Below are 21,594 nucleotides of genomic sequence, written 5' to 3' on the forward strand. Positions count from 1 at the left end.
ACTGGTATTAAGTGTTCGATTGCTCCCTGATACCCCGCCAAGAAACTCCTTAAGAAATTAAGGAGTTTTTTTGTTTTATATTTTTTGGCTCGCTGTTTTGGGCACGGATTGCAAATTTCCGTAAAAAACCCCAAATAATTAGGGTGAATTCACCCTTGTCTCAACGTCTCTAAACTTTTAATTTAGCTCTACAATTCATGGCCAGAATTCAATTCGGAGTATGTCGAAAATCCAACAAAGAGTAGACAAAATTTTATTTGCAATAAAATGGAAACTTTAGAAGAACAATTCAAAAATATGCATCTTCTCGACCGGGAAGAGCGCTTGAAATTACTCAGAAAAATAGATATAATTCGGCCAGAAGTCCTGAAGCCTTTTTTTCCTGGACGATGGCTTTGGAAACGCTGCAATGTAAAAGTTTTAATTGTAGCAGATGGTGGTTTGAATTTTGGTACCGGAGCATTTGGATTATCGGAATTTTTAACCACTTTTAATGAATTGCAAAAATCTACCTGGTATAATTACCAAGTAACACTTGGTCACAGGAGTTCTACCCCTTTTTCAAATCCTAATAAATTGGTTGTAGCAACTATTCCAAGTTTTAATTTTGTTTCAAGTGTAATGCTTAATAATTTTGACCAAGTATGGTTATTTGGTATCGATCCTGGATCAGGTTTACCATCTAATGAATTAGCAGTGGTTGAAGCTTTTATGAACAACGGTGGTGGATTGTTTGCTACAGGTGATCATGGCTCTTTAGGTTCAAGTTTGTGTAGTAATATACCTAGAGTGAAAGATATGAGACATTGGGCTGATTTTGGCATTAATGAAGTGGGTATGACTCAGCCAAGAAGAAACGATACAAACCGACCAAAAACAGGTGATGCAACTTCTTTATATTTTGATAACCAATCAGACAATATCCCTCAAAATATTTCTGTAAGAATATTTGGTACAGGTCTTCCACATCCTTTGTTATCCATCAAAAAAAGTGTTAGACCAACTGGATTGATTGATATTATGCCAGATCACCCACATGAGGGTGAGTGCAAACCTGAAACATCATTTACTGCTAATGGGATTACTGTTTCTACTCAAAATATTGCAACATCTTTTGTTTTAGGAGGCAGCACTGTCGGAGGCGGAGCAAAAGCGCTAACTATTCCTCATTCCTTTTCTTCTATTGCTGTATGGGATGGTCGTTTGGCAAAAGTTGGCCGTATTGTAGTCGATTCAACTTGGCACCATTTTGTAAATGTTAATCTAAATGGAGTTGGTTCTACTTTTAACGGAGATGACATACCCGGTATACAATCCGGTTTAACCACAGCTGATTTTAGTGTTATTAGACAATATTTCATGAATATTGCTCTTTGGATTACCAAAAGTAAACTAATTTTATGTTTGAGAAGATATGTCTGGTATGAACTCTTAAAAGATTCGCAACTCATAGAAGCAAGTTTGAATAATCCAATTGAAGGAAGAGAAAATATTTCAATTGCAGATTTAAACAGTATTGGGGCTTTGGCAGAAGAAATTCTATCTGAAAAATATAGTCCGGCATTTGCCAGAGATTTTTTAATTGAAGCTCTTGAACCGGTAAATCCAAATCTAGCTTATAAATTAAATATATGGAAACCTGATAACCCGGAAAAAGTTAGAAAAATAGAAGACAAATATTATCAGCCTTGGGTAAACTTAGATTTTATTTTGCATACTGCAATTGGAGCTGGATTTATCGCATTAAGAGATGATAAAATTATTTCTGATGAAAATGCAATTGAAAAAGACCTGGATAGTATAATTGATGTTTTCAATAGAGGAGTTCAATTTGGTTTTGACAAATCCGTAAAAAATCTCGGGGAAAGCATTAATTCTCTAAGCGATGAATTAAAAATCAGACTTTAATACTAATATATTTATAACAGATAGCTGCAAAAAGCACCATCTTGTGATAATAGGGCGGGCGTACAGCAAAAAAATATTTAATCCAATTCTATCAAGATTGTTTTAAGCATCAATAAATATCAAAATAGGAATTAAATGTTCAACTATAATTCTGGTGACTCCATAAAATTTTAAAGAGGCTGTACGAAAAATAACAGCCTCTTCTTATGCTTTATAATTTTGACTCCCTGTTTAAGGAGTTTTTTTATTTAAAAAATTCATCAAAGCTTTCTTTTTTTGATTTTTGATACTTTTCAATATATACATCTAAAAAATCGCTTTGCTTTAAAAATAGAATTGGATCTATTATATTTAGTATCTCTTCAATTGCTTTTTGTTTGTCATTTTGTTTATTAAAATAAGCTTCTGTTATTTTATAACCCATCCAATATCCTAAATCATTTGGTCTGTCATCTTTCTTAGAAGTTCCATATAACCAGTCCTGATAATCAGCATTTTTTAATCTCATTACAAATTCCTGACATAGTTTATCCCGGTTTTGTTCTCCATATTGATAAGAAAGCTGATTTATTGCGTCTCCTGAAATCAGTTCGCCTAGAAAATCTGCACCTCCTTCTAGCAGGCACCATTTCAACAGCATATCTTTTCCTTCTATCTTTTGCTGATAGTGAATAAGTTCGTGTGCGATTAAACCCGAAACGCCGTCCAAATTTTTGAGCATTTCAGTTCCAATAATAATTCCCTCTGGAGAAGAAGTTCCGCCTGAATTAAATCTTCCATAAACAAAATAAATAGGAGGGAACTTTGCCTTCGGATACCAATATTTTAAGGCACTATATATGGCTATTACTCTCTTTTCCTTAGAAGGAAGACCATCTAAAACATTTCTTGAAAGTTCGTAATCTGCTTTTCTTTTCTTCACAGCAGAAAAAAGAGAATCTGCATTAAGTATTCTGTTCTCCGTAAATCCTTTAATACCAGGAGAACCTTTTTGCATGTAGGCTACAAATGGATTTTCTTTTGATTTATTCATTTTATCAAATGCTTCCCAAAAATTTTTTGAATCTTTGGTTTCAAAAATGGCATCTAAAGGATTGTTTGAGAAATTATTTTGTCCAAAAATAAAATTAGAAAAAATAATAAAAAGTGATGTAGCAATAAGGTTTAACTTCATATAGGGTAGTTTTAAAAACGAATATAAGGAATATTATTACTACAAATAATTTACTTTTTGAAAAGAAATAATTTCTCCTATCTTTTATCAATACTCCCTTCAATATTCTAAAATTTTTATTTAGTTAAAAACATTTGATAAAGCCAATCCATATAAAATAGCACATTAATTTTTATAACGCTTCGTATTTACAGCATTAAAAGAATAAGATATCATTAGATAACTCCATAATGCCAACTTATTTTCATCTTGTATTTTGGGTAAGTATTTCATTGATTCAGTTGATTTATAAAATGAAAAAGCATAATTTATTTCTAATTGCCTAACTGGTATATATTTCATTGAAAAATCATTTTCAAATCCGAGAAACTTTGGCACTGATTGGCCTAAATTATTGATTAAAGAGTATTGATTATAAAAAAGATGAAAGTCGGAACGCAACGATAATTTACTATTTATTGGTATTGTAGCAAATAAATAAGGATTCACCAGACCTTTTCCGCCAACATCGGTAGGGAAACGGGTAAATACATTCATATTTCCATTAAATTTCCAGGTCACGCCATATAAAACATCAAAATCTGCTGACTTATTGGTAGATAATGAAGAACTGCTTCCGCTAATTATTTCGGCCCCCAATCTCCAGATTAATTTTTTAAGAGTTAATCGAACTTCTGGCTGAAGATAGTAGGCAAATAATTTTTGGCCCTTTGGATTTTTTCCAAATTGTAAATAAGAGTTAAGTGTATAATACCATTGCGCTTTTTTAAACTCAATCCTTCCGCCTGTAGTTGCACGAGTATACATTTCGTCTGAGGTTGCACTTTTTAAAAAATCAACTATATTCATTGAATTAAAAGAAAAATACTTATCAGAATTATAATAAAAATTATTCATTAACAGGTATTTGTAACGATTTGAAGCAACCGGAGAATAAAAAGTTTCAAATTCGTCATTATAATTGCGCGTAAACAAAAAGAAAAAATCATTAGAGGTGTGTTTTGAATATTTCATTATTCGTATTCCTTCGTGTGATCTGCCTTGTTGCGCCCAAGGTGCATCAGAGAAGAGTCTGCCATTATCTAATAAAACACTTTGTCTTCCTAATCTAAAGTTAACTGATTTAAATTTCGTTTCAAGAAACAACTGATAAAAATTAATACTTCCGACCTTAGAAGCTTTGTTATTCTGATCCCAAAGATGGATTTCCTGCACATCAGATTTTATTAGCCATTTTTCTCTCGTATATTGCAGTAAGATCCTATTTCTCTGTGTAATATAAAAATAGGGATCTATCGAATCATTAGGTGTAAGTACATAATTTGAAGTAAATTCGGCTCTGGGTCTAATTTCTATATTCATTAAGAACTGCCGTGGTAAACTATCTTTCTGTTGCGCATTAAGTTGAAGTATGACAAAAAAAACAATAGATGACTTATTTTAGATAGCATTTTTATTGTCATGAAACTTTTATTCTATAGATTTACTATGCAATTACAATAATAATCAATTTCTTTTAATATTTGATATACAAAAAACTCCAATTAAAATTGGAGTTTTTTGTGTTCTATTTTCAGAATATTGGCTGGTAGCCTTATTTAACCAGCAATTTTCTTATTTCAGCTGCTATATTATCCAAATTACCGGGAGCATTTCCAGTTGCAACAAATTTGATAACTCCATTTTGGTCTATTAAAAAGTTTTTAGGAATAGAAGCGGTTGCATAGTCATTCCATATTTTTTTATCAGAATCGACGCCGTAATTAAAGTCAATTCCGTCTTTTCTTAGTTTAGTAACCTTATTTAAAACTTTCTCTTGTGTTTCGCCACTCGAAATCGCTAAAAACACAAAATTATCCTTTTTAAATGGCTCAATTATTTTTGATGGAATATCATAAAATTCCATTAGGCAAGGTGCACACCAGGTTGCCCAGAAATTCACTAAAACAACTTTCCCTTTTAAATCAGAAAGTTTTATCTCCTTACCATCTACCAGTTTTAGAGTAAAATCTGTTGCCTTGTCATTTACATTTAAAATATACTCTTTTGTATCAGCTTTAGCTACACTTTTATTTTCTACTGGTTGGGAACTCATTTTTTTCTCATTTTCAGTTTTTTCCTGTTCCGTATACATTCCAATTATAATTATGAATTCCTTTTCTCCAATTTTATCTCCAAACTTGCTGGCTAATTCATTTCTTTTCTCTTCCGAAACTCCTTTGGTCATTGATTTAACATAACCATCGGCGCCATATTTTTCCACCGTTTCCATTGAGACGATCTCATTGTTTGCAATAATAACATATTCAGGTTTTTTGACCACTTTATTTTGCCCATAAAAGGATTGAGAAATTATTATAAGAGCCAAAAGAAATAGTTTTTTCATGCTTAGGTAGTTTTTAAAAGGTTGTCTTTGTTTGTGATAGTTTTACTCTTGGTGAATATAGGAATTATCTTTATTAAAAATATCTTAAAAATTTGCCAATAACTGGGTTTCTTAAGAATAAAAAAACTCCATTATTTCTAATGAAGTTTTACTAACCGAATATTATTTTACAATTTCTCTGTTTTATTTCAAGGATGCCTCATTTCTATTAATCAACAAAATAAACCTTCTTGATCTTATTGTTTTCAATATGATAAATAGCAACCGCTTCTACGATTTCTTTTCCAAATTGAACACGTTCTTTGTCTATCACGGTATTCCCCTGAACAATTCGGCCTAGTAATTCGCAATGTAAATTAGGAACCTTTTCAAACATTGCTGCGTAATTTTTTCTCATTTCTGCTTTTCCTTTTTCTATTAATTTATCAGGGTAGTTATAAATTTCAACATCTTCTGCGTAAGGTTCTAAAAAAGCCTCTATATTTCTCAAATTGTACGCATTTAACTGTCTTTGCACCAATGCAAGCGGAGTTTCTTCAATAATTGATTCCGGGTTAAAAACGACTCCATTATTAATAACACGATCTATTTTTGAGAAGTTTTCAATATTATCGACAGGATTGGCATCCAGTAAAATCAGGTTTGCTTTTTTACCAACAGATACGGTTCCAAATATGTTTTCTTTATTTAGAATTTTTGCCCCGTTAATGGTCGAAGCCTGAATGATTTTCCAATTACTCATACCGCTTTTTTGCATCGCTATCAGTTCGTTTAAATAAGAGGACGCATGCAAAGTGCCAATGTTTCCAGCATCTGTTCCCGTAGCTATTAAAACACCGGCATCAGATAATTTTTTAAGATTCTCTGAACTGATTGTATTAACTTTTGTCATTCTGGCTATTTCTTTTTCAGAATTCATATGTGTTTTGTACTTATTGACAAGTATAGTATCAGACAAATGTTTCAAGTCTAAAAGTGTCCCCAACTGAAAAGGATCTGCAGTTTGCAATTCATGACTGCTTATTTTTAATTTTTGCCCTAAAGTATTTTCGTAACCATTAAAAACTTCTAAAGTAGGGCAGAGTATCGTTTTATTTTTTTTCAGTAGTTGTATAAAATCGTCTTTTACAATTTCGTCATCCACGCTATGTACCAGAAAATCACAACCATTTTCTACAGCTAATTGTGCAGTAATTCTCTCTGTGGCATGAACTGCTACTTTTAAATTATTTTTGTGAGCTTCGTCAATAATGGCTTTAATAATAGGCAAATTTTTTCGGGCGCTCGCTTCCGTTTCTAAACCATCTGCACCTACAATATACCAAATTTTGATAAAATCAGGACGATAAGGCAATTGTTCCTGAACCATTTTTATTCCGTCATCAACAGTTTTTACTAAACTAAATGGAGCTTCCTCTTTTAGATTTTTATACGCCTCAGGTTCGTAGGTCGTCAATAAAGGGCCGGTCATATATATGCTGGGCGCATACTCTTTATTCTTGAATGCTTCTCTCTGCTTTAGATAACTGTATGACGCGCCAACATCAATTACAGTAGTAATACCATTTTGAAGATATCTTTTCAGCTTATCTTCCATAGTTTGATGTGCTAATTTCATTTCCTTTTCATAAGGAACTTCATTTCTTAAATTAATAACATCCGGGCGCGTATACAAACCGCCATTCTGAAAAAAATGCACGTGGGCATCTGTGAGTCCTGGAAAGAGATATTTACCTTTTCCGTCAATCACAGTTGCATTCGCAGGAATTTTTATTTTAGTGGATTGAATTTTAGAAATTAAATCATTCGTAATAATTACGGTTTGGTTAGGAATTAGTTTTTGTTTTTCAACATCAGCTACTGTTACATTGGTTATGTAAGTTTGGGCGAAAAGCGGAGAAAATAAAACTAGAAATACGACTGTAAAAAGGAGTTTCTTTATCATAATGGCCTTTGTTAATTATTCTATTGCTTATTTATCTAATTCAAATACAAGCCAATTAAACTGATATTGTAATAATTAGACTAAGCGAATATAAGAAATATCTTTATTCTTAATAATTAATTCAATTGTGCAATATGATCTATAATTAGCTGCCTTTTTCAATTTGCAGGATTTAATTATTTCATAATAAAAACTAACTACTTTATTGATTATTAATGTTGTATATTTATTAATTCTCATTTTAGAATTAATAAAGAGTTCATGAAATTTTCCTACTTAAGGAAAAATAGCCAACTCTTCGGGAAAATTTGTCTAACCCCAGCGACAGAAATAAATGGAACTTTGTAGTGTCTTACAATAAATTAAAATCAAACAGCATGAAAAAAATAGCAATTAATGGTTTTGGGAGAATTGGAAGATCATCACTAAAAATAATTTTGGATACGCCAGATTTAGAAGTGGTGGGAATTAATGATTTAATGACAATTGAAAATGCAGTTTACTTATTAAAATACGATAGCATTTACGGCAAATACAATAAGAAAATAAGTTTTGAAGGCGATTTTATATTGGTAGACGATCACAAAATAAGATATACAGCAATAAAAGATCCTGCTGAATTGCCATGGAAAGAGTTGCAGGTAGATGTTGTAATAGAAAGTACAGGATTCTTTACCAATAAAGCAGATGCAGAGAAACATTTAACAGCGGGCTCCAAATTCGTTGTCATATCAGGGCCAACGAAAGATACACCAACTGTTGTTCATGGCGTGAATACCGAAGATGGAAAAGTGGCCGTGTTTTCATGTGCCAGCTGTACCACCAATAATATAAGTCCGATTATTGAAATTTTAGGACGTAGAATTGGAATTAAAAAAGCGATTTTAAATACAACTCATGCTTACACAGCATCTCAGACATTGGTCGACGCTCCGTCTAAAAGAGAACCAAGAATGGGGAGAACAGCAGGAATAAACTTAGCGCCAGCCGCAACAGGTGCTGCAATTGCAACAACAAAAGCTTTACCTCAATATTTAGGTAAATTTGATGGGGTTGCCGTGAGAGTTCCGGTTCCTGTTGGTTCAATATCAGATATCACTTTTGTGACCGAAAAACCAACCACTGTTGAAGAAATTAATTCTGTTTTAATCGAAGAAGCAAAAACTGAACGCTATCACAAAGTAGTTGCCGTGACTGATGAACCGCTTGTTTCTACAGATATTATCAAAAGCCCTTTTGCTGCCACTGTCGATTTAGAAATGACAAGAGTAGTAGATGGTGATTTAGTAAAAGTAATGGCCTGGTACGACAATGAATGGGGGTTTACCAACCAAATGATCAGACAGATTCAGGAATTATAATATTCTAAAGTAGTAAGGTAGAAAAATCTAAAGCATTCGTTATGAACTACGCACAATTAGCCTTTACAGAAAATATAAAAAAAATTCAGGAAGAAGCCGGAAGCAGAAATTCTTATGACCGAATGGAAAAAATGTCGGTTGTAGACGGGTTGACCGACAATGAGATTAGGTTTATTGGCGATAGGGATAGTTTTTATATGGCCAGTTTTGGAGAAAATGAATATCCATACATTCAACATCGCGGTGGACCGGCCGGGTTTATCAAAGTCATTGACAACAAAACAATTGGAATTGTTGATTTTGCCGGCAACAGACAATATATCTCGACAGGAAATATTTCTAAAAATGAAAACGTAGCACTTATTATGGTTTCATATCCACAAAGAGCCCGTCTAAAGCTTTATGCACGTGCCAAGATTGTTGAATTAAAAGATAATGAAGCCTTATACAATTCTTTAAAACCTGAAGATTATAAATTTCGTCCGGAAAGAATGATGATTTTTGAAATTCAGGCTTATGACTGGAATTGTCCTCAGCATATCACGCCGCGTTATACAACAGAGGAAATAGAAGAAGCTTTATTGCCTCAAAAAAAATACATCAATGATCTGGAAAATAAAGTAAAAGAACTTGAATTGAAAATATCAGATAAATAAAAAACAAATATTAATATTTTGGCTTTACAATAGAAAACCTCCATTAGAAATAATGGAGGTTTCGCAAATAAGTTTAAATTAGTTTTTACCACGGACTAACGCCGCTTTCATCTTCAATATCATTACTGAAAAACATTCCGTTTGGTGCATCTTCATCTGTTACCGTATGTTTAATAATAAAAGCTGCCGCACTTTCAACAGTTCCCGGACCGCTGTGGTGATTGAAATCTGTTGCTGTATAACCAGGGTCAATCGCATTTACTTTGAATGACAAATCTTTAAGTTCGTAAGCTAATGCAATAGTGTAGGCATTTAAAGCAGCTTTTGAAGTCATATAATTGGTTACTTTAAAATTATAATATTTCCAGCTTGGATCGCTATGTAAAGTCAAAGATCCTAAACCAGAAGTTATATTACTGATTCTTGGAGCTTCCGATTTTTTAAGTAATTCTAAAAAGGCCTGACTAACACTGATTACGCCAAAAAAATTGGTATCAAATACATGCTGAATAGCTGTAATTGATGTATTTGAAGCATTTTGAGGAAATTCCCCGCTTATACCAGCATTGTTTATCAGAATATCTAATTTTCCCTGCTCGGTTTCAATGATGTTTCTTGCAGCTTCTATTGATACAGGTTTTGTGACATCAATTTCAATCGCTTTGATCTTTTCGAATCCTTCTTTCTTTAATTCCTCTACAACTGCATTTCCTTTTGCTAGATCACGTGCTCCTAAATAAACAAATAAACCTTTTTTTGAAAGCTGTTTAGTTATTTCTAATCCAATGCTTCTATTAGCTCCTGTAATTAATACGATCTTCATCTTTTTATTGTTTAAAATTATTGAAGCAAAGTTGCATCCTTTAAAAACCAAATCATTTGCCAAATGACAAAAAGCATCTTAACGAATACTTTTTCTTATTCTGCTTAGAGAAGATTGTGTAATTCCTAAATAAGAAGCAATATAGGAAAGTGGAATACGGTTGACCACATTGGGATAAATTTTCAAAAACATCAGGTAACGGGTAGTCGCATCCTCCGAAACCAACGGACTTCTTCTTTCTATTTTTTGGATCAATGCCCGTGAAGTAATTTTATTGACGATGGCTTCCCAGGGAATAATAGTATCTAACAGTTCTTTCCAGTCTTTTTTAGAAAAAACAAGTATTTTACAGTCTGTAATTGCTTGTACGTAAGCATTGGAACAAATATCATTGTTGAAACTCTCCAGATCAACTACCAGATTATTTTCATCAATAAAATATTTGGTAATTTCTTCGCCCTTATTATTGTAGTAACAAACTCTTATAATTCCCTCTAAAGTAAAACCAACTTCCTGAGCAATTTTTCCTGCTTCAGAAAAATATTCGTCTTTTAGGAGGATTTTTTCTGTCGCCTTTTTTGAAATTAAATCAAGTTGCTGCGGGTTTAAGTTTCCAAATTGCAATATATATTCTATAAACTCTTTCATACTGCAAGTTAGTCAAAGTTGTTTTTTTATTATTTGCCATTTGACAAATAATGAGGAATAATTTTATAAGGTCATTTAACTCAACTCGACTTCAAGACGATCAAAATTTTCTTCATTTTTATCTGTCACAAAAGGTCTAAGTTTGGAGCATTCTTCAGCGGTTTCAAAAACCATTCTGAAAACGATTTGTGTTTTCTTGTCAGCTACTTTTTCAAATGTTGCTACTATATTGGATAAAGGTTTAGAAATGCGAATCCAGGAGATTTCAGTTGGTTTTTCAATTTTTACAAACTCACATTCATTTTGAAAATTTCCTTGCTCAGGGGCATGCATTACAAATTTCCATCTGCCGCCAGGCCTAAGGTCAAATTCTTCAAAGGTGTTTGTAAATCCTTTGGGTTCCCATCATTTTTTTAAATGATCTGGATTTGTCCAGGCTTCAAAAACAAGTTCCTGAGAAAAATTTACGATTCTGGTACTTACAATTTCGCAGTCCGGAGTTGATGGGAAAGTCACTGTTACCATTTTGCAAATCTTCTAAATTATTTATTAGAGATTTCAAAATCTCGTAAACGTATCATATTAATCATGTAAGGCCACATTTCATTTCCTATAGCACCAGGATAAGCTCCCATATTTGATGTTTCTTTAAAATCACCTTCTTCATTACGCTGAATTTCTGAAATGTATTTCAAAGAAAATTTTGTTCTGTTTTTAAAACTCAACAGTACTTGCATGTTGTTATTCTTTTCCTTTTCACTTTCTCCATGAGTTCCTATGCAAAAATAAAAATCGATTGTCCCTTCTTCACCAGTCTTTTCAAATAATTCATCCTTTTCAAAAGTATTGATTATCTCGGTAAAAGGCTCAAATTTAATAATAGAGTACGTGATATTTTTTGGATCAGCGGTATTTAATTTAATGGTAAATTTTGCGCCAATAGGAAATTCATAACCAGAGTTGTAAGGACTTGGTAATTCTTGCGCAGAAATATTCAGACTTAAAAAAAGAATAAAAAAAGTTGCTATCAGTTTCATATAATTTGTTCATTTATTATTAAAGAGAATCCGAAAAAAAACTTATTTTTCTATAATTCTATAGGTTTTAATTCTAATTCCATTACTGGCATATACCTGTCTTTTATAGAAGTTTCAATTTGTCCCGTTTTTACAAAACCTAGTTTAGCATAAAATAGCTCTGCATTAGGTTCTGAATTAAGGATTATTTTATTAACGCTCGTTTTATTCATTTCTAATAAAAAGTGTCTCATTAAAATTTTTCCAAGCCCTTTGCCAATATATTCCGGTAATACAAATAAATTATCAAGTTTCACCGTTTTTTCATCCTCGTAAAGAAAAGAGTAATAGCCTGCCAATTTCTTTTCTAAAGTCAATTTATAAACCACATTTGCATCAATATAAACTGGAGTTACGGTTAAAAATTCTGACCAATTTTCAATTTGTTCTTCAGAGTATCCCCAGTAAGCCTTTGATTTTTTAGTGATATCTGTCAAAATTTGATGATCGCTGGTAATTGCTTTTTCTATAATCATTCTCTATTTTGAAATTGTTAATTATGGAATAAAAATAAATAAAAAAGTACTTCTTAAAAAATTAAAGCTTTCTTAAATTAATTTGAAGGCATTTTTAGTTGTTGTAAATTAGCTATATACGATAAATAAAATATAGAAATCATGAAAACGAAAATCATAATGGCCGTTTTATTACTAGGTTTTGTAATATCGGCGAAAGCGCAGAAAAAAATTGAAACAACTGAATTGCCTCAACCGGCACAGGAATTTCTTAAGAAGCATTTTAGTTATACTTCCATAGAAATTGCTAAAAAAGATGCCGAGCATGGTGAAAAAGGGTATGAAGTGAAACTAAAAGACGGAACTGAAGTTGAATTCTGGAAAGATGGATCTTATCGTGAAGTTGATGGCGATGACAAACCCATTCCGACCGAATTTATTCCAGCCTCGGTCAAAGATTATGTTTCAAAAAATTATCCAGATGAAAAAATAACACACATCGATTATGGCCACAAGGATTTGGATGTTGATTTAACAAATGACATTGACCTTGAATTTACCAAAGAAGGTAAAATTCTAAAAGATAAAAAAAATAACGTCCAGTAATCTTTTTTCTAAAACGAGAAGCCTCCAAAATCAAGAGATTTGGAGGCTTTTTTTTTGAATCTTTAGTATAAACTTTTCACAAGTGTGTAATCTTTACACAACGCAATTTTAGCTTAAAATTTCTAAAGTACTCATTGTCAATTTAAAATGATATTGGCATAAGGCTTGTAAAATGGGATATAGTCATATTTCTTCGAATAGTTAATTTTTATCATTTTTTGACGATAAAGTAATATTCAAAAGGAATGCCAATTTAATAAAAGCCATTAAGAAACAGCAATTGCCCATTATGAAAAGCGAAACAATTATTCAGGAACAATTTTACACTTCAAGCAAAAGTGAACTTCCATTAAACAGTTCAATTTTTAATATAAACAATCAATATTCTCATAAAGATTTTAAGAAAAACGTAAATCCATTAAGTTTTATTGTGCTACTTGGTACATTTGCATTAATGCTTGCGGGCTCTTTTCTAGTTTATAAATTACAATCAGACTTTGATCAGTTTCATATTGACAGAATAAATTCTGCCTGGGGTCTGCCTTTTTTAATTTTAACTGCAGCTTTATTTTTCTTCCAAACAGGTTCATTTCTTTATAATTTATACTTGTATTTTAAATACAAACCAATTGAATCAGTTTCAGATGAACTATTACCAACCTGTACTGTAATAGTGCCGGCATATAATGAAGGAAAATTAGTGTGGGATACTTTATTAAGTCTTGCAGGCAGTGATTTCCCGGAACAAAAACTACAATTACTAGCAATTGATGACGGAAGTAAAGATGATACCTGGTACTGGATGCAACAAGCTAAAATAAAATTAGGAGATCGTTTGGAGATTTACCAACAACCAGAAAATAAAGGAAAACGCCATGCTTTATACCGTGGATTTGAACTTGCTACTGGAGAAATTTTTGTAACCGTTGATAGTGATTCAATTGTAAAGAAAGATACATTACGAAATCTTGTAAGCCCATTTGTTGTTGATGAAAAATGTGGAGCCGTGGCAGGAAATGTTCATGTTCTAAACAATAAAAAAGCGTTGTTGCCAAAAATGTTAAATGTGAGTTTCGTAATGAGTTTCGAGTTCATGCGTTCTGCCGAAAGCATGTTAGGTTCAGTTCTTTGTACTCCGGGTGCAGCAGCAGCTTATCAACGTGATGCGGTTCTTAATTGTCTACCGGAATGGATTGATCAAACCTTTATGGGGCAGCCATCAGATATTGGAGAAGATCGTGCTATGACCAATATGATTTTGAAACAGGGATTACATGTACTATTTCAAAGAAATGCTGTTGTGCTTACAAACGTACCGGAAGAATACGTTGGATTATATAAAATGTTTATAAGATGGGGAAGAAGTAATGTACGCGAAAATTTAATGATGGCTCAATATGTATTTAAAGATTTTAGAAAGGAATCTAAATTTGGTGCTCGTCTTTTGTTCTTAAATCAATCACTAAAAATTGTTATGGCATATCCATTCTTGCTATTTATGCTATTTTTTATAGCCATACACCCAATTTTATTCTTTAGTTCTACACTTTTGGGTATTTTAATTGTTTCCAGCTTTTCTGTATTATTTTATGCCAAAAGATATAGTTGGTCTGAAGCTTTCTGGGCATATTCCTATAGTATTTTTTATACTTTTAGCTTATTTTGGATTATGCCATATTCTATTGCTACAGCCAATAAAAGAGGTTGGTTAACAAGAGGTTTATCTGAAGTAAAATAAACGCTCAAATAAAATTTGAAAAGCCCTAGAACTATTTAGTTTTTAGGGCTTTTTATTGTCTTTTAATGGAGTGTAAACAAAAGATACTCACCATGAGCCGAAACGCCTCCTTCTGTTGCAACAAAACCTTTCTTTTTATAAAATTCAACAGCACGGAAATTCTTTTCCAGGCATTTTAATGTAATAGGAGTTTTCATTATCAGGATAGCTTCTTCAAGTAATTTGGATCCAATTTTATGCTGCTGATATTTTTCGTCAATATAAAAATGATGAATAAAATTTCCCGGAAGCCATAGCGAAATAAATCCGACAACCTTATTATCTACAAGAGCAACCAAAACAAACTCAGCTTGAGTTTCATAATCAAAATCGGTAAGATTATAATTTTGAGTATCCAGCCAATAAAATGTTTTTTGGCGCACCTCCAGAAAAATTCTTTGTAAATCAGCTATGTGATTTTTATTTTTTTCAACGATTTGAAACATTTTCTTCATTTAAATCAATACAGTTCAAATTTACGATAAAATACATCTTTTAAATAAATGAACAAGCTCCTAATAACTAAGTCAATTAGGAGCTCATTATAATAATGTGGTATGTTATTCTTTTATTTTAAATTGCTGTAATAATGAATTTTGTACTTAAATTTTCTTAAGTGTAATTTTTACTTCTTTTAATTTTAATATTAGCTCATCATCTGTTATAGTACTTTCACTTGGAAAAGGTGTACCGGTTTCGTCTTTAATAACTAAACTTTTTCCTTTTTTCGTTAAGGCATAAGTACCATTTGTAATTGGCTGCAGTAAGAATCCCGTTACATGCCCATCTTCTGTGAAAGTTAGGTTTCCAGATGTTAAAATAACATGTTTTGCTGAATCTGAAAGTGCTACGGTATTAGTTTCAACAGCTGTTATTTTCCAGGAATTCACCAATTTATTTCTTTTATTGTGGCATGAAATCGTTAATAGGGTCAACAATGTAATTCCGAGGATAAATAATTTAGATTTTTTCATGGTTTTGAGATTAAAAATTAAACATGAAAAGTTACAAAAAAAAAATATTCGTTTTATATTTTTCTAGGAAAACATCTAATAATTAGTCTTTTACCAATTTAAGAGGTGCTTTTTTATTCTCTTTTAAAGGACGTAACCTAGTTTAGTGTAAGGGCTCCCAGAATTTCTTCATACAAAAATGGACCACCGGGATAAGTAGCGGTATAGTCCAGATTCATCCATACCTGACCTCGATCATCTATATGATAATGGATTCTTTTGCCATAACTTTCCTTTACAAAAAGTACGTTTTTTATAAGATAATTGACTTTTTCCAAATCAATTAAAGAACCAATCAGAATTTCAGGATAAATGTGTCCTTTTGTATGTATAAGCCTTGGAGTCCCACCAATGGAACGTACTGCAGCGGCCATTAAGATCGAGTGATCATCACAATCTCCTGAAAAATAAGCCAATGATTCACTGGCAGTCGCAATATAATCTCCTTCTTTTGGATCGTTTACATAATTCCAACGGCTATTGATCTCTTTAAAGACAGCAAAACACTGAATTATGGTTCTGTAGTCTGAATATCCTTTAACGTTTTTAAAATGTTTTGTTGTAGCCATAATAGCAAAATTTCGAACTTTCGGATTTTGATATTCTATGGCATTTATAATTTTTGATTTATTTGGAAAAGGAAGCAATTTTGCCGCAATAATATCCTGTGGAAATGGATTATCAGACATAGTATAAATCATCGAATTGTAGTCTTCCGAAATTTCATTGAAACCATAATTTCCAATAACAGTTCCGTAAAACAAAATCAACAAATACAAGGCAATACACAGTATAATGATCGTTCGCAGCAACATTAAAGAAAAAAATATAGCCGCGAAAACGATTATAAAAACAAAAACACGATCTAAATTGAAAGCCCATTTTAGATCGATTAAATTTTGATGCAGAATGATGAAAACCGGAATGGTAATTAAAAGACTCAACAGCATAATAATAATCCTATCCCAGGGTGATTTCACCTGTAATTTGGATTTTAATTGCGGAAAGTCGATTTTAGGGAATTTCATCATAAGAATTAAAAGCAGTTTTTACAGCGCTTTTACCGTTTCAACAAAAGTACTTTTTTTATCAATAATTCCCAGACCAAATAATTGATTTTGAATTTTATCGAATGCTTTTTCACTTAAATGTTTTTGAGACCATTGTGTTAACTTTAACCATTCCTGAATATCTTCAACTTTTTGATTGAAAAGATCAGCAAGAGTTTTATCTATATCCGGAATTTGAGCAAAATCGTGCGTTGTTTTGTTGATGACTTCAAGGATCTTCTCTACTATTTTTGGGTTCTTTTTCAAAAATTCATCGCGAACGGTAATCACAAATGATGGCCATGGAGTAGGGCAGTCACCAACACGTCTAAAAATACCTTTATCAACAAGTGGTTTTGTCATAAAGCGTTCCCACATAAAATAATCAGCAGTTTCGTTTGTTAAAGCTTCAACAGCACCGTCAATTGTATTTATAATTTCAAACTGTAAATTATCTGTTTCCCAGCCCTGTTCATGTGCATTTACGTAGGCCATTAGTTGTGAGCCTGAACCTAATCTGGAAATGGCTACTTTTTTGTCTTTAAGATCTTTAACCGAATGAAAATCTGACTTCGCAGCAACATGAATTCCCCAAATTAAAGGAGACTGCACATAAATCTGAACTATTTTACTTGGATTTCCTGCAACAATATCTTTTACAATTCCTTCTGTCAAAATAACAGCAATATCAGCTTCACCATCACGCAACATCTGGCACATTTTACCAGTACCTTCAGGAATATTCTTCCATTGTAAATCAATATTTTCTGCTTCAAATTCGCCATTTTCAATGCATAGTTGCCATGGCAAATTGAAGTGTTCGGGAACACCTACAATTTTTACAGTTTTCATTAGTTTAAGTTTAAGTTAAGTTGTTTGGTATGCGTATTTTAAGTTTGTTTAATTTTTTAATAAATCTGCTCTGTGTTTTTCAGAGATGTAAGGCTCTGCAAATTCTATTATTTCCTTTGCTTCGTATTCTTTCAGGATATTTTTCACAATCAAATAGTCAATATCTCTTGCTATTTCGACAGCCAGAAAAGTATCATTCAGACTTTCTGATAAACAATTAATAGCTTTTAGTTTTTCTCTGATTACCTCTTTATCAAAGTCTTTCTCTAAAATTAAAATCTGAACAATTGAATTTCCCGAATGTTCAATGGTTTCCAGATAAATGTAATTCTTTTCATTTTCATCATATTCAGCATAAAAAAGATCTGCTGTTGCGATAGAGGCACCAAAAAACGGAATATTATCTAATCTGAAAAATCCCTTCTCCAAATTAATAATTTCCGCCCACATGGTTTCTGAAACTGTTTCTCCTAAAAAATCACTGTAATATTTAAATAAGATTTTTTTATGTGTGTCTGCCATTATTTTAGTAATACTTTTTTAAGCTCATCTCTCTAAATATTTTCGAGTGATGCTTATAATTATCTAATTTTCAAATTGACTAATTATCTAATTAGTTTTATCTAATTAATCTCATCGATTATTGCTTTCAACGGTGATATAACAATTCGATAGCCATCCGGATCCTGAAACATTTTTCCATTTTCATTCCAAAATGGATTAACTGCAGTTAGTATTGAAATGTTACTACGTACAAGCTTATTTTCCAACTCATTATAATCTAAAATTGTTTTTGGATAAAGTACAATTACATCTTCTTCATCAAAAGTATGCTTGGCTTTTGAATCTGACTGTGTAAATTCAAAATGCCAGTCCAAACCCGATTTCCCAATAAAAATACCATCGTAATTATTGTGATTCTGAAAACCTCCTAATCGTTCAAAACCGAGAATATCAACATAAAAATTTTCGATTCTCTCTAAATCATTGGTATGTCGGGCAACTCTTAAAAACATAATTTAGGATCTAATTTGATTAATATGATGTTCTAAATGTTCTACATAATCTGTCATCAAAAACCTTAAATCAATAACAGATTCATCGCTTAGAATAATTTTATAATCTAAAGCTTTCTCATCAACAGATTTCATAATTCTGATGATTTGCTTGTTTAACGACAGCCATAATTGGTTTAGTTCGTTAATATCTTTTGTCTGATACTGATTTAAATTCACTAAATCAATCTGATTGTAAGGTCTGTGACGATAGGGTTCTGCTGCATAATTGATTTCTGTAAAACGAACTAAATTATGAATTGCAGAATCAATTAAATGCCCTAAAACTTCTTTTTTGGACCATTTTCCGGGCTTTCTTTCTTCTAGTTTAACGGAATCAATTGTTGGGAAATATCCTGAATTTTCATTCAACAATTGATCAAATTTAAGAATAGCGTTTTGCATGAATTATCTAATTTCTATTTGATATTTGACTTTTTATCTAATTACTTCTGAGCCAGTTTATTCAATGTATAAGCAATAAGCGCATCTACAGCTTTGTATGGATCTTCGCTAAAAGTTCCGGAAGCACGATTGGCAATAATAGCATTTAAAGATAGTGCATTATGCCCTAAAAGTGCAGAAAGTCCATAAATAGCAGCTGTTTCCATCTCTAAATTGGTAATTCTTTGATCGTCAAAATTGAAATTATCCATTTTATTGTTTAATTCCTGATCCTGAATATTCAAACGCAATACGCGTCCCTGGGGACCATAAAATCCACCGGCAGTTGCTGTAATTCCTTTAAATATTTTATCTGATTCAATAATTTTTTCTAATGTTTCAGAACAAGGAATTGCATAAGGTCTTCCTTTTCTGATATCCCAATTGGTATGCATTATAAAAGCATCTTCAAGGGCATCCTGCGAAACATCGTCAATTAAATAGGAGCGAAGCATATTATCTAAACCCAATCCGAATTTTGACATTACAAAACTGTCCACAGGAATATCAGCATGTAAAGATCCCGAAGTTCCTATTCTGATAATATTTAGCGAAGTTAATTTTTCTTTTGGCTGACGTGTTTCCAAATCAATGTTTACCAAAGCATCTAATTCATTCAAAACAATATCAATATTGTCAGGACCAATCCCGGTAGACATTACAGATATTCGTTTTCCTTTATAGATTCCAGTTTGAGTTTTAAATTCCCTTTTTTGCGTTGAAAATTCAATGGTGTCAAAAAACTGAGTGATTTTTTCTACTCGATTCTGATCGCCCACAAAAATTATATCGTTTGCAATATGTTCAGGACGAAGATTTAAGTGATAAATACTTCCATCTGGATTTAGTATTAATTCTGATTGTTTTATCATTTCTTTTTAGATGCTAAGATTCTGAGTGGCTAAGGTTCTAAGTTTTTTTTTAGTGTCAACAAGAATTTGAAACATGAAACTAAAAAAAAATTACCCCCCAACTCGTTTTGTTTTAAAGCCTTTTTCTTTTAATATTGCCATGATTTTGTCACGATAATCGCCCTGAATGATGATTGAATCATCTTTAAAAGTTCCGCCAACACTTAGTTTGGTTTTAATTTCTTTCGCCAGAATCTTAAAATCTTCATCAGATCCTTCGTAACCTTCAATTATGGTGGTTGCTTTTCCTTTTCGTTTTTCAAATTTGCAGATCATAGGTTCTTTCTGAACATAAAGAACATGTTCTTGTTCGTGAATTTCTTCAGGCTCATTTGATTCAACGTGATCCGGAAATAAGTTTTTTAATTGATCTTGTAAGTCCATAATTTTTTATTCTAAAAAAATAAATTCCAATAAATATAGTTCATAAAAATCAAATTCCAAACTCCAGGTTGAATTGGAATTTGGAATTTTACAATTGAAATTCAATAAGTTTACTTTTTAATTAAACCTAAATCTACTAAACGTTCATATAAATAATCTCCCGCTGTAATATCTTCAAATTTCTTAGGGTTTTCCGCATCAATACAGTTTTCTAGACAATCTAAGCGCATATCGCTCACAGGATGCATAAAAAACGGCACCGAAAAACGAGATGTTCCCCATAATTCTCTTGGAGGGTTTACAACCTGATGAATTGTTGATTTTAGTTTGTTGTTTGTATGTCTTGACAACATATCTCCAACATTAATTACTAATTCATCATCTGCTGCAATAGCGTCAATCCATTCTCCATCGTGATTTTGAACCTGAAGTCCTTTTCCCTGTGCACCCATTAAAAGTGTAATCAGGTTAATATCACCGTGAGCAGCTGCACGAATTGCATTTTCTGGCTCAGAAGTGATTGGAGGATAATGAATTGGTCTTAAAATTGAGTTTCCATCTTTCGCATATTGATCAAAATAAAACTCGTCTAAACCTAAATGCAAAGCTAAAGCTCTCAATACGTAAACACCTGTTTTTTCAAGCATTTGGTACGCATCTTTACCAACAACATTAAAACGTGGTAATTCTTTTACTTCAACATTTTCAGGATATTCCGATGCATATTTTGAATCTTTGTCAACATACTGACCAAAATGCCAAAACTCTTTCAAATCCCCCTCTTTGCGACCTTTAGCATGCTCTTTTCCAAAAGATACATAACCTCTTTGTCCGCCAATACCGGGAATTTCATAATTATGCTTAGTTTCTACTGGCAAAGCGAAAAATTTTCTAATTTCGCTATAAAGCTCGTCTACTAACTGGTCGTCAAGGAAATGACCTTTTAGGGCTACGAAGCCAATGTTTTCAAATGCACTGCCGATTTCATTTACAAATTTTTGTTTACGTTTCGGGTCGTCCGAAAGGAAATCACGTAAGTCTACACTAGGAATGTTTTGCATACTTTACATT

The 21,594-nt window shown here is 32.2% G+C and carries 23 protein-coding genes and 1 pseudogene; 5 read left to right on the forward strand and 19 right to left on the reverse strand.

Features of this window, described 5'->3' with window-relative positions; genetic code table 11:
* Nucleotides 1-267: 267 nt before the first annotated feature.
* Nucleotides 268-1,908: a hypothetical protein gene (locus tag Q7C23_RS05620; RefSeq protein ID WP_375031583.1), complete on the forward strand. Its 1,641-nt coding sequence runs from the start codon at nt 268-270 to the stop codon at nt 1,906-1,908.
* A gap of 244 nt (nt 1,909-2,152) precedes the next feature.
* Here the strand turns inward: Q7C23_RS05620 and Q7C23_RS05625 are convergent, their stop codons facing one another.
* From Q7C23_RS05625 to Q7C23_RS05640, 4 genes are all read right to left on the reverse strand, one after another.
* Nucleotides 2,153-3,082, reverse strand: coding sequence for a DUF2268 domain-containing putative Zn-dependent protease (locus Q7C23_RS05625; RefSeq protein ID WP_375031584.1), 930 nt, complete (start codon nt 3,080-3,082; stop codon nt 2,153-2,155).
* 165 nt (nt 3,083-3,247) lie between these two features.
* Nucleotides 3,248-4,444, reverse strand: a complete 1,197-nt coding sequence (locus Q7C23_RS05630; protein WP_375031585.1) for a hypothetical protein — start codon at nt 4,442-4,444, stop codon at nt 3,248-3,250.
* Between the two features lie 232 nt (nt 4,445-4,676).
* Nucleotides 4,677-5,468: a TlpA family protein disulfide reductase gene (locus Q7C23_RS05635; RefSeq protein ID WP_375031586.1), complete on the reverse strand. Its 792-nt coding sequence runs from the start codon at nt 5,466-5,468 to the stop codon at nt 4,677-4,679.
* A 208-nt stretch (nt 5,469-5,676) separates the two neighbouring features.
* On the reverse strand, nt 5,677-7,413 hold the full coding sequence (locus Q7C23_RS05640) for an amidohydrolase family protein (RefSeq protein WP_375031587.1): 1,737 nt from the start codon (nt 7,411-7,413) through the stop codon (nt 5,677-5,679).
* Between the two features lie 377 nt (nt 7,414-7,790).
* Between Q7C23_RS05640 and Q7C23_RS05645 the strand changes: the two genes are divergently transcribed.
* A complete protein-coding gene (locus tag Q7C23_RS05645) occupies nt 7,791-8,774 on the forward strand; it encodes a type I glyceraldehyde-3-phosphate dehydrogenase (RefSeq protein WP_375031588.1) in 984 nt (327 codons plus the stop codon).
* A gap of 41 nt (nt 8,775-8,815) precedes the next feature.
* Nucleotides 8,816-9,430 carry a pyridoxamine 5'-phosphate oxidase family protein gene (locus tag Q7C23_RS05650; protein ID WP_375031589.1) on the forward strand — a complete coding sequence of 205 codons (615 nt, stop codon included), beginning with the start codon at nt 8,816-8,818 and terminating at the stop codon, nt 9,428-9,430.
* An 85-nt stretch (nt 9,431-9,515) separates the two neighbouring features.
* Here the strand turns inward: Q7C23_RS05650 and Q7C23_RS05655 are convergent, their stop codons facing one another.
* The 5 genes and pseudogenes from Q7C23_RS05655 to Q7C23_RS05675 form a co-directional block, all read right to left on the reverse strand.
* Nucleotides 9,516-10,253, reverse strand: coding sequence for an SDR family oxidoreductase (locus tag Q7C23_RS05655; RefSeq protein ID WP_375031590.1), 738 nt, complete (start codon nt 10,251-10,253; stop codon nt 9,516-9,518).
* A 78-nt stretch (nt 10,254-10,331) separates the two neighbouring features.
* Nucleotides 10,332-10,901 carry a Crp/Fnr family transcriptional regulator gene (locus Q7C23_RS05660; RefSeq protein ID WP_375031591.1) on the reverse strand — a complete coding sequence of 190 codons (570 nt, stop codon included), beginning with the start codon at nt 10,899-10,901 and terminating at the stop codon, nt 10,332-10,334.
* 75 nt (nt 10,902-10,976) lie between these two features.
* Nucleotides 10,977-11,294 (reverse strand): annotated as a pseudogene (locus Q7C23_RS05665) (SRPBCC domain-containing protein); the annotation flags it as partial.
* 149 nt (nt 11,295-11,443) lie between these two features.
* A complete protein-coding gene (locus Q7C23_RS05670) occupies nt 11,444-11,938 on the reverse strand; it encodes a hypothetical protein (RefSeq protein WP_375031592.1) in 495 nt (164 codons plus the stop codon).
* Between the two features lie 50 nt (nt 11,939-11,988).
* Nucleotides 11,989-12,453, reverse strand: coding sequence for a GNAT family N-acetyltransferase (locus tag Q7C23_RS05675; protein ID WP_375031593.1), 465 nt, complete (start codon nt 12,451-12,453; stop codon nt 11,989-11,991).
* Nucleotides 12,454-12,594: 141 nt separating this feature from the next.
* On the opposite strand from Q7C23_RS05675, the gene Q7C23_RS05680 reads away from it, so the two are divergent.
* Together Q7C23_RS05680 and Q7C23_RS05685 are read left to right on the forward strand one after the other, a co-directional pair.
* The gene (locus Q7C23_RS05680) at nt 12,595-13,038 is read left to right on the forward strand and encodes a PepSY-like domain-containing protein (protein WP_375031594.1); all 444 of its coding nucleotides are present in this window, start codon (nt 12,595-12,597) and stop codon (nt 13,036-13,038) included.
* 289 nt (nt 13,039-13,327) lie between these two features.
* The gene (locus Q7C23_RS05685; protein ID WP_375031595.1) at nt 13,328-14,776 is read left to right on the forward strand and encodes a glycosyltransferase; all 1,449 of its coding nucleotides are present in this window, start codon (nt 13,328-13,330) and stop codon (nt 14,774-14,776) included.
* Nucleotides 14,777-14,838: 62 nt separating this feature from the next.
* On the opposite strand, the gene Q7C23_RS05690 is transcribed toward Q7C23_RS05685, so the two are convergent.
* The 10 genes from Q7C23_RS05690 to Q7C23_RS05735 all read right to left on the reverse strand — a co-directional run bounded on the left by Q7C23_RS05690 (nt 14,839) and on the right by Q7C23_RS05735 (nt 21,584).
* Nucleotides 14,839-15,261 (reverse strand): GNAT family N-acetyltransferase, encoded by a 423-nt coding sequence (locus Q7C23_RS05690; protein ID WP_375031596.1) that lies wholly within the window; start codon nt 15,259-15,261, stop codon nt 14,839-14,841.
* Nucleotides 15,262-15,417: 156 nt separating this feature from the next.
* Nucleotides 15,418-15,789, reverse strand: a complete 372-nt coding sequence (locus Q7C23_RS05695; protein WP_375031597.1) for a hypothetical protein — start codon at nt 15,787-15,789, stop codon at nt 15,418-15,420.
* A gap of 137 nt (nt 15,790-15,926) precedes the next feature.
* Nucleotides 15,927-16,859 (reverse strand): transglutaminase, encoded by a 933-nt coding sequence (locus Q7C23_RS05700; RefSeq protein WP_375031598.1) that lies wholly within the window; start codon nt 16,857-16,859, stop codon nt 15,927-15,929.
* Nucleotides 16,860-16,877: 18 nt separating this feature from the next.
* A complete protein-coding gene (locus Q7C23_RS05705; RefSeq protein WP_375031599.1) occupies nt 16,878-17,729 on the reverse strand; it encodes a substrate-binding domain-containing protein in 852 nt (283 codons plus the stop codon).
* A 48-nt stretch (nt 17,730-17,777) separates the two neighbouring features.
* A complete protein-coding gene (locus Q7C23_RS05710; RefSeq protein WP_375031600.1) occupies nt 17,778-18,251 on the reverse strand; it encodes a DUF4265 domain-containing protein in 474 nt (157 codons plus the stop codon).
* A gap of 101 nt (nt 18,252-18,352) precedes the next feature.
* Nucleotides 18,353-18,745: a VOC family protein gene (locus Q7C23_RS05715; RefSeq protein ID WP_375031601.1), complete on the reverse strand. Its 393-nt coding sequence runs from the start codon at nt 18,743-18,745 to the stop codon at nt 18,353-18,355.
* Between the two features lie 3 nt (nt 18,746-18,748).
* Complete coding sequence (locus Q7C23_RS05720; protein ID WP_375031602.1) at nt 18,749-19,189, reverse strand: DinB family protein; 441 nt, start codon at nt 19,187-19,189, stop codon at nt 18,749-18,751.
* Between the two features lie 41 nt (nt 19,190-19,230).
* Nucleotides 19,231-20,100 carry a nucleoside phosphorylase gene (locus tag Q7C23_RS05725; RefSeq protein WP_375031603.1) on the reverse strand — a complete coding sequence of 290 codons (870 nt, stop codon included), beginning with the start codon at nt 20,098-20,100 and terminating at the stop codon, nt 19,231-19,233.
* A 90-nt stretch (nt 20,101-20,190) separates the two neighbouring features.
* A complete protein-coding gene (locus tag Q7C23_RS05730) occupies nt 20,191-20,523 on the reverse strand; it encodes a translation initiation factor (RefSeq protein WP_375031604.1) in 333 nt (110 codons plus the stop codon).
* Nucleotides 20,524-20,633: 110 nt separating this feature from the next.
* Nucleotides 20,634-21,584 (reverse strand): isopenicillin N synthase family dioxygenase, encoded by a 951-nt coding sequence (locus Q7C23_RS05735; RefSeq protein ID WP_375031605.1) that lies wholly within the window; start codon nt 21,582-21,584, stop codon nt 20,634-20,636.
* Nucleotides 21,585-21,594: the final 10 nt, after the last annotated feature.

Origin of the sequence: Flavobacterium sp. LAR06 (assembly GCF_041946075.1) — a bacterium.
Classification (GTDB): domain Bacteria; phylum Bacteroidota; class Bacteroidia; order Flavobacteriales; family Flavobacteriaceae; genus Flavobacterium.

Coding starts and splice junctions, on each gene's coding strand:
- Q7C23_RS05620 (WP_375031583.1), top strand. CDS start 268: ATGGAAACTTTAGAAGAACAATTCAAAAATATGCATCTTCTCGACCGG.
- Q7C23_RS05625 (WP_375031584.1), bottom strand. CDS start 3,082: ATGAAGTTAAACCTTATTGCTACATCACTTTTTATTATTTTTTCTAAT.
- Q7C23_RS05630 (WP_375031585.1), bottom strand. CDS start 4,444: ATGAATATAGAAATTAGACCCAGAGCCGAATTTACTTCAAATTATGTA.
- Q7C23_RS05635 (WP_375031586.1), bottom strand. CDS start 5,468: ATGAAAAAACTATTTCTTTTGGCTCTTATAATAATTTCTCAATCCTTT.
- Q7C23_RS05640 (WP_375031587.1), bottom strand. CDS start 7,413: ATGATAAAGAAACTCCTTTTTACAGTCGTATTTCTAGTTTTATTTTCT.
- Q7C23_RS05645 (WP_375031588.1), top strand. CDS start 7,791: ATGAAAAAAATAGCAATTAATGGTTTTGGGAGAATTGGAAGATCATCA.
- Q7C23_RS05650 (WP_375031589.1), top strand. CDS start 8,816: ATGAACTACGCACAATTAGCCTTTACAGAAAATATAAAAAAAATTCAG.
- Q7C23_RS05655 (WP_375031590.1), bottom strand. CDS start 10,253: ATGAAGATCGTATTAATTACAGGAGCTAATAGAAGCATTGGATTAGAA.
- Q7C23_RS05660 (WP_375031591.1), bottom strand. CDS start 10,901: ATGAAAGAGTTTATAGAATATATATTGCAATTTGGAAACTTAAACCCG.
- Q7C23_RS05670 (WP_375031592.1), bottom strand. CDS start 11,938: ATGAAACTGATAGCAACTTTTTTTATTCTTTTTTTAAGTCTGAATATT.
- Q7C23_RS05675 (WP_375031593.1), bottom strand. CDS start 12,453: ATGATTATAGAAAAAGCAATTACCAGCGATCATCAAATTTTGACAGAT.
- Q7C23_RS05680 (WP_375031594.1), top strand. CDS start 12,595: ATGAAAACGAAAATCATAATGGCCGTTTTATTACTAGGTTTTGTAATA.
- Q7C23_RS05685 (WP_375031595.1), top strand. CDS start 13,328: ATGAAAAGCGAAACAATTATTCAGGAACAATTTTACACTTCAAGCAAA.
- Q7C23_RS05690 (WP_375031596.1), bottom strand. CDS start 15,261: ATGTTTCAAATCGTTGAAAAAAATAAAAATCACATAGCTGATTTACAA.
- Q7C23_RS05695 (WP_375031597.1), bottom strand. CDS start 15,789: ATGAAAAAATCTAAATTATTTATCCTCGGAATTACATTGTTGACCCTA.
- Q7C23_RS05700 (WP_375031598.1), bottom strand. CDS start 16,859: ATGATGAAATTCCCTAAAATCGACTTTCCGCAATTAAAATCCAAATTA.
- Q7C23_RS05705 (WP_375031599.1), bottom strand. CDS start 17,729: ATGAAAACTGTAAAAATTGTAGGTGTTCCCGAACACTTCAATTTGCCA.
- Q7C23_RS05710 (WP_375031600.1), bottom strand. CDS start 18,251: ATGGCAGACACACATAAAAAAATCTTATTTAAATATTACAGTGATTTT.
- Q7C23_RS05715 (WP_375031601.1), bottom strand. CDS start 18,745: ATGTTTTTAAGAGTTGCCCGACATACCAATGATTTAGAGAGAATCGAA.
- Q7C23_RS05720 (WP_375031602.1), bottom strand. CDS start 19,189: ATGCAAAACGCTATTCTTAAATTTGATCAATTGTTGAATGAAAATTCA.
- Q7C23_RS05725 (WP_375031603.1), bottom strand. CDS start 20,100: ATGATAAAACAATCAGAATTAATACTAAATCCAGATGGAAGTATTTAT.
- Q7C23_RS05730 (WP_375031604.1), bottom strand. CDS start 20,523: ATGGACTTACAAGATCAATTAAAAAACTTATTTCCGGATCACGTTGAA.
- Q7C23_RS05735 (WP_375031605.1), bottom strand. CDS start 21,584: ATGCAAAACATTCCTAGTGTAGACTTACGTGATTTCCTTTCGGACGAC.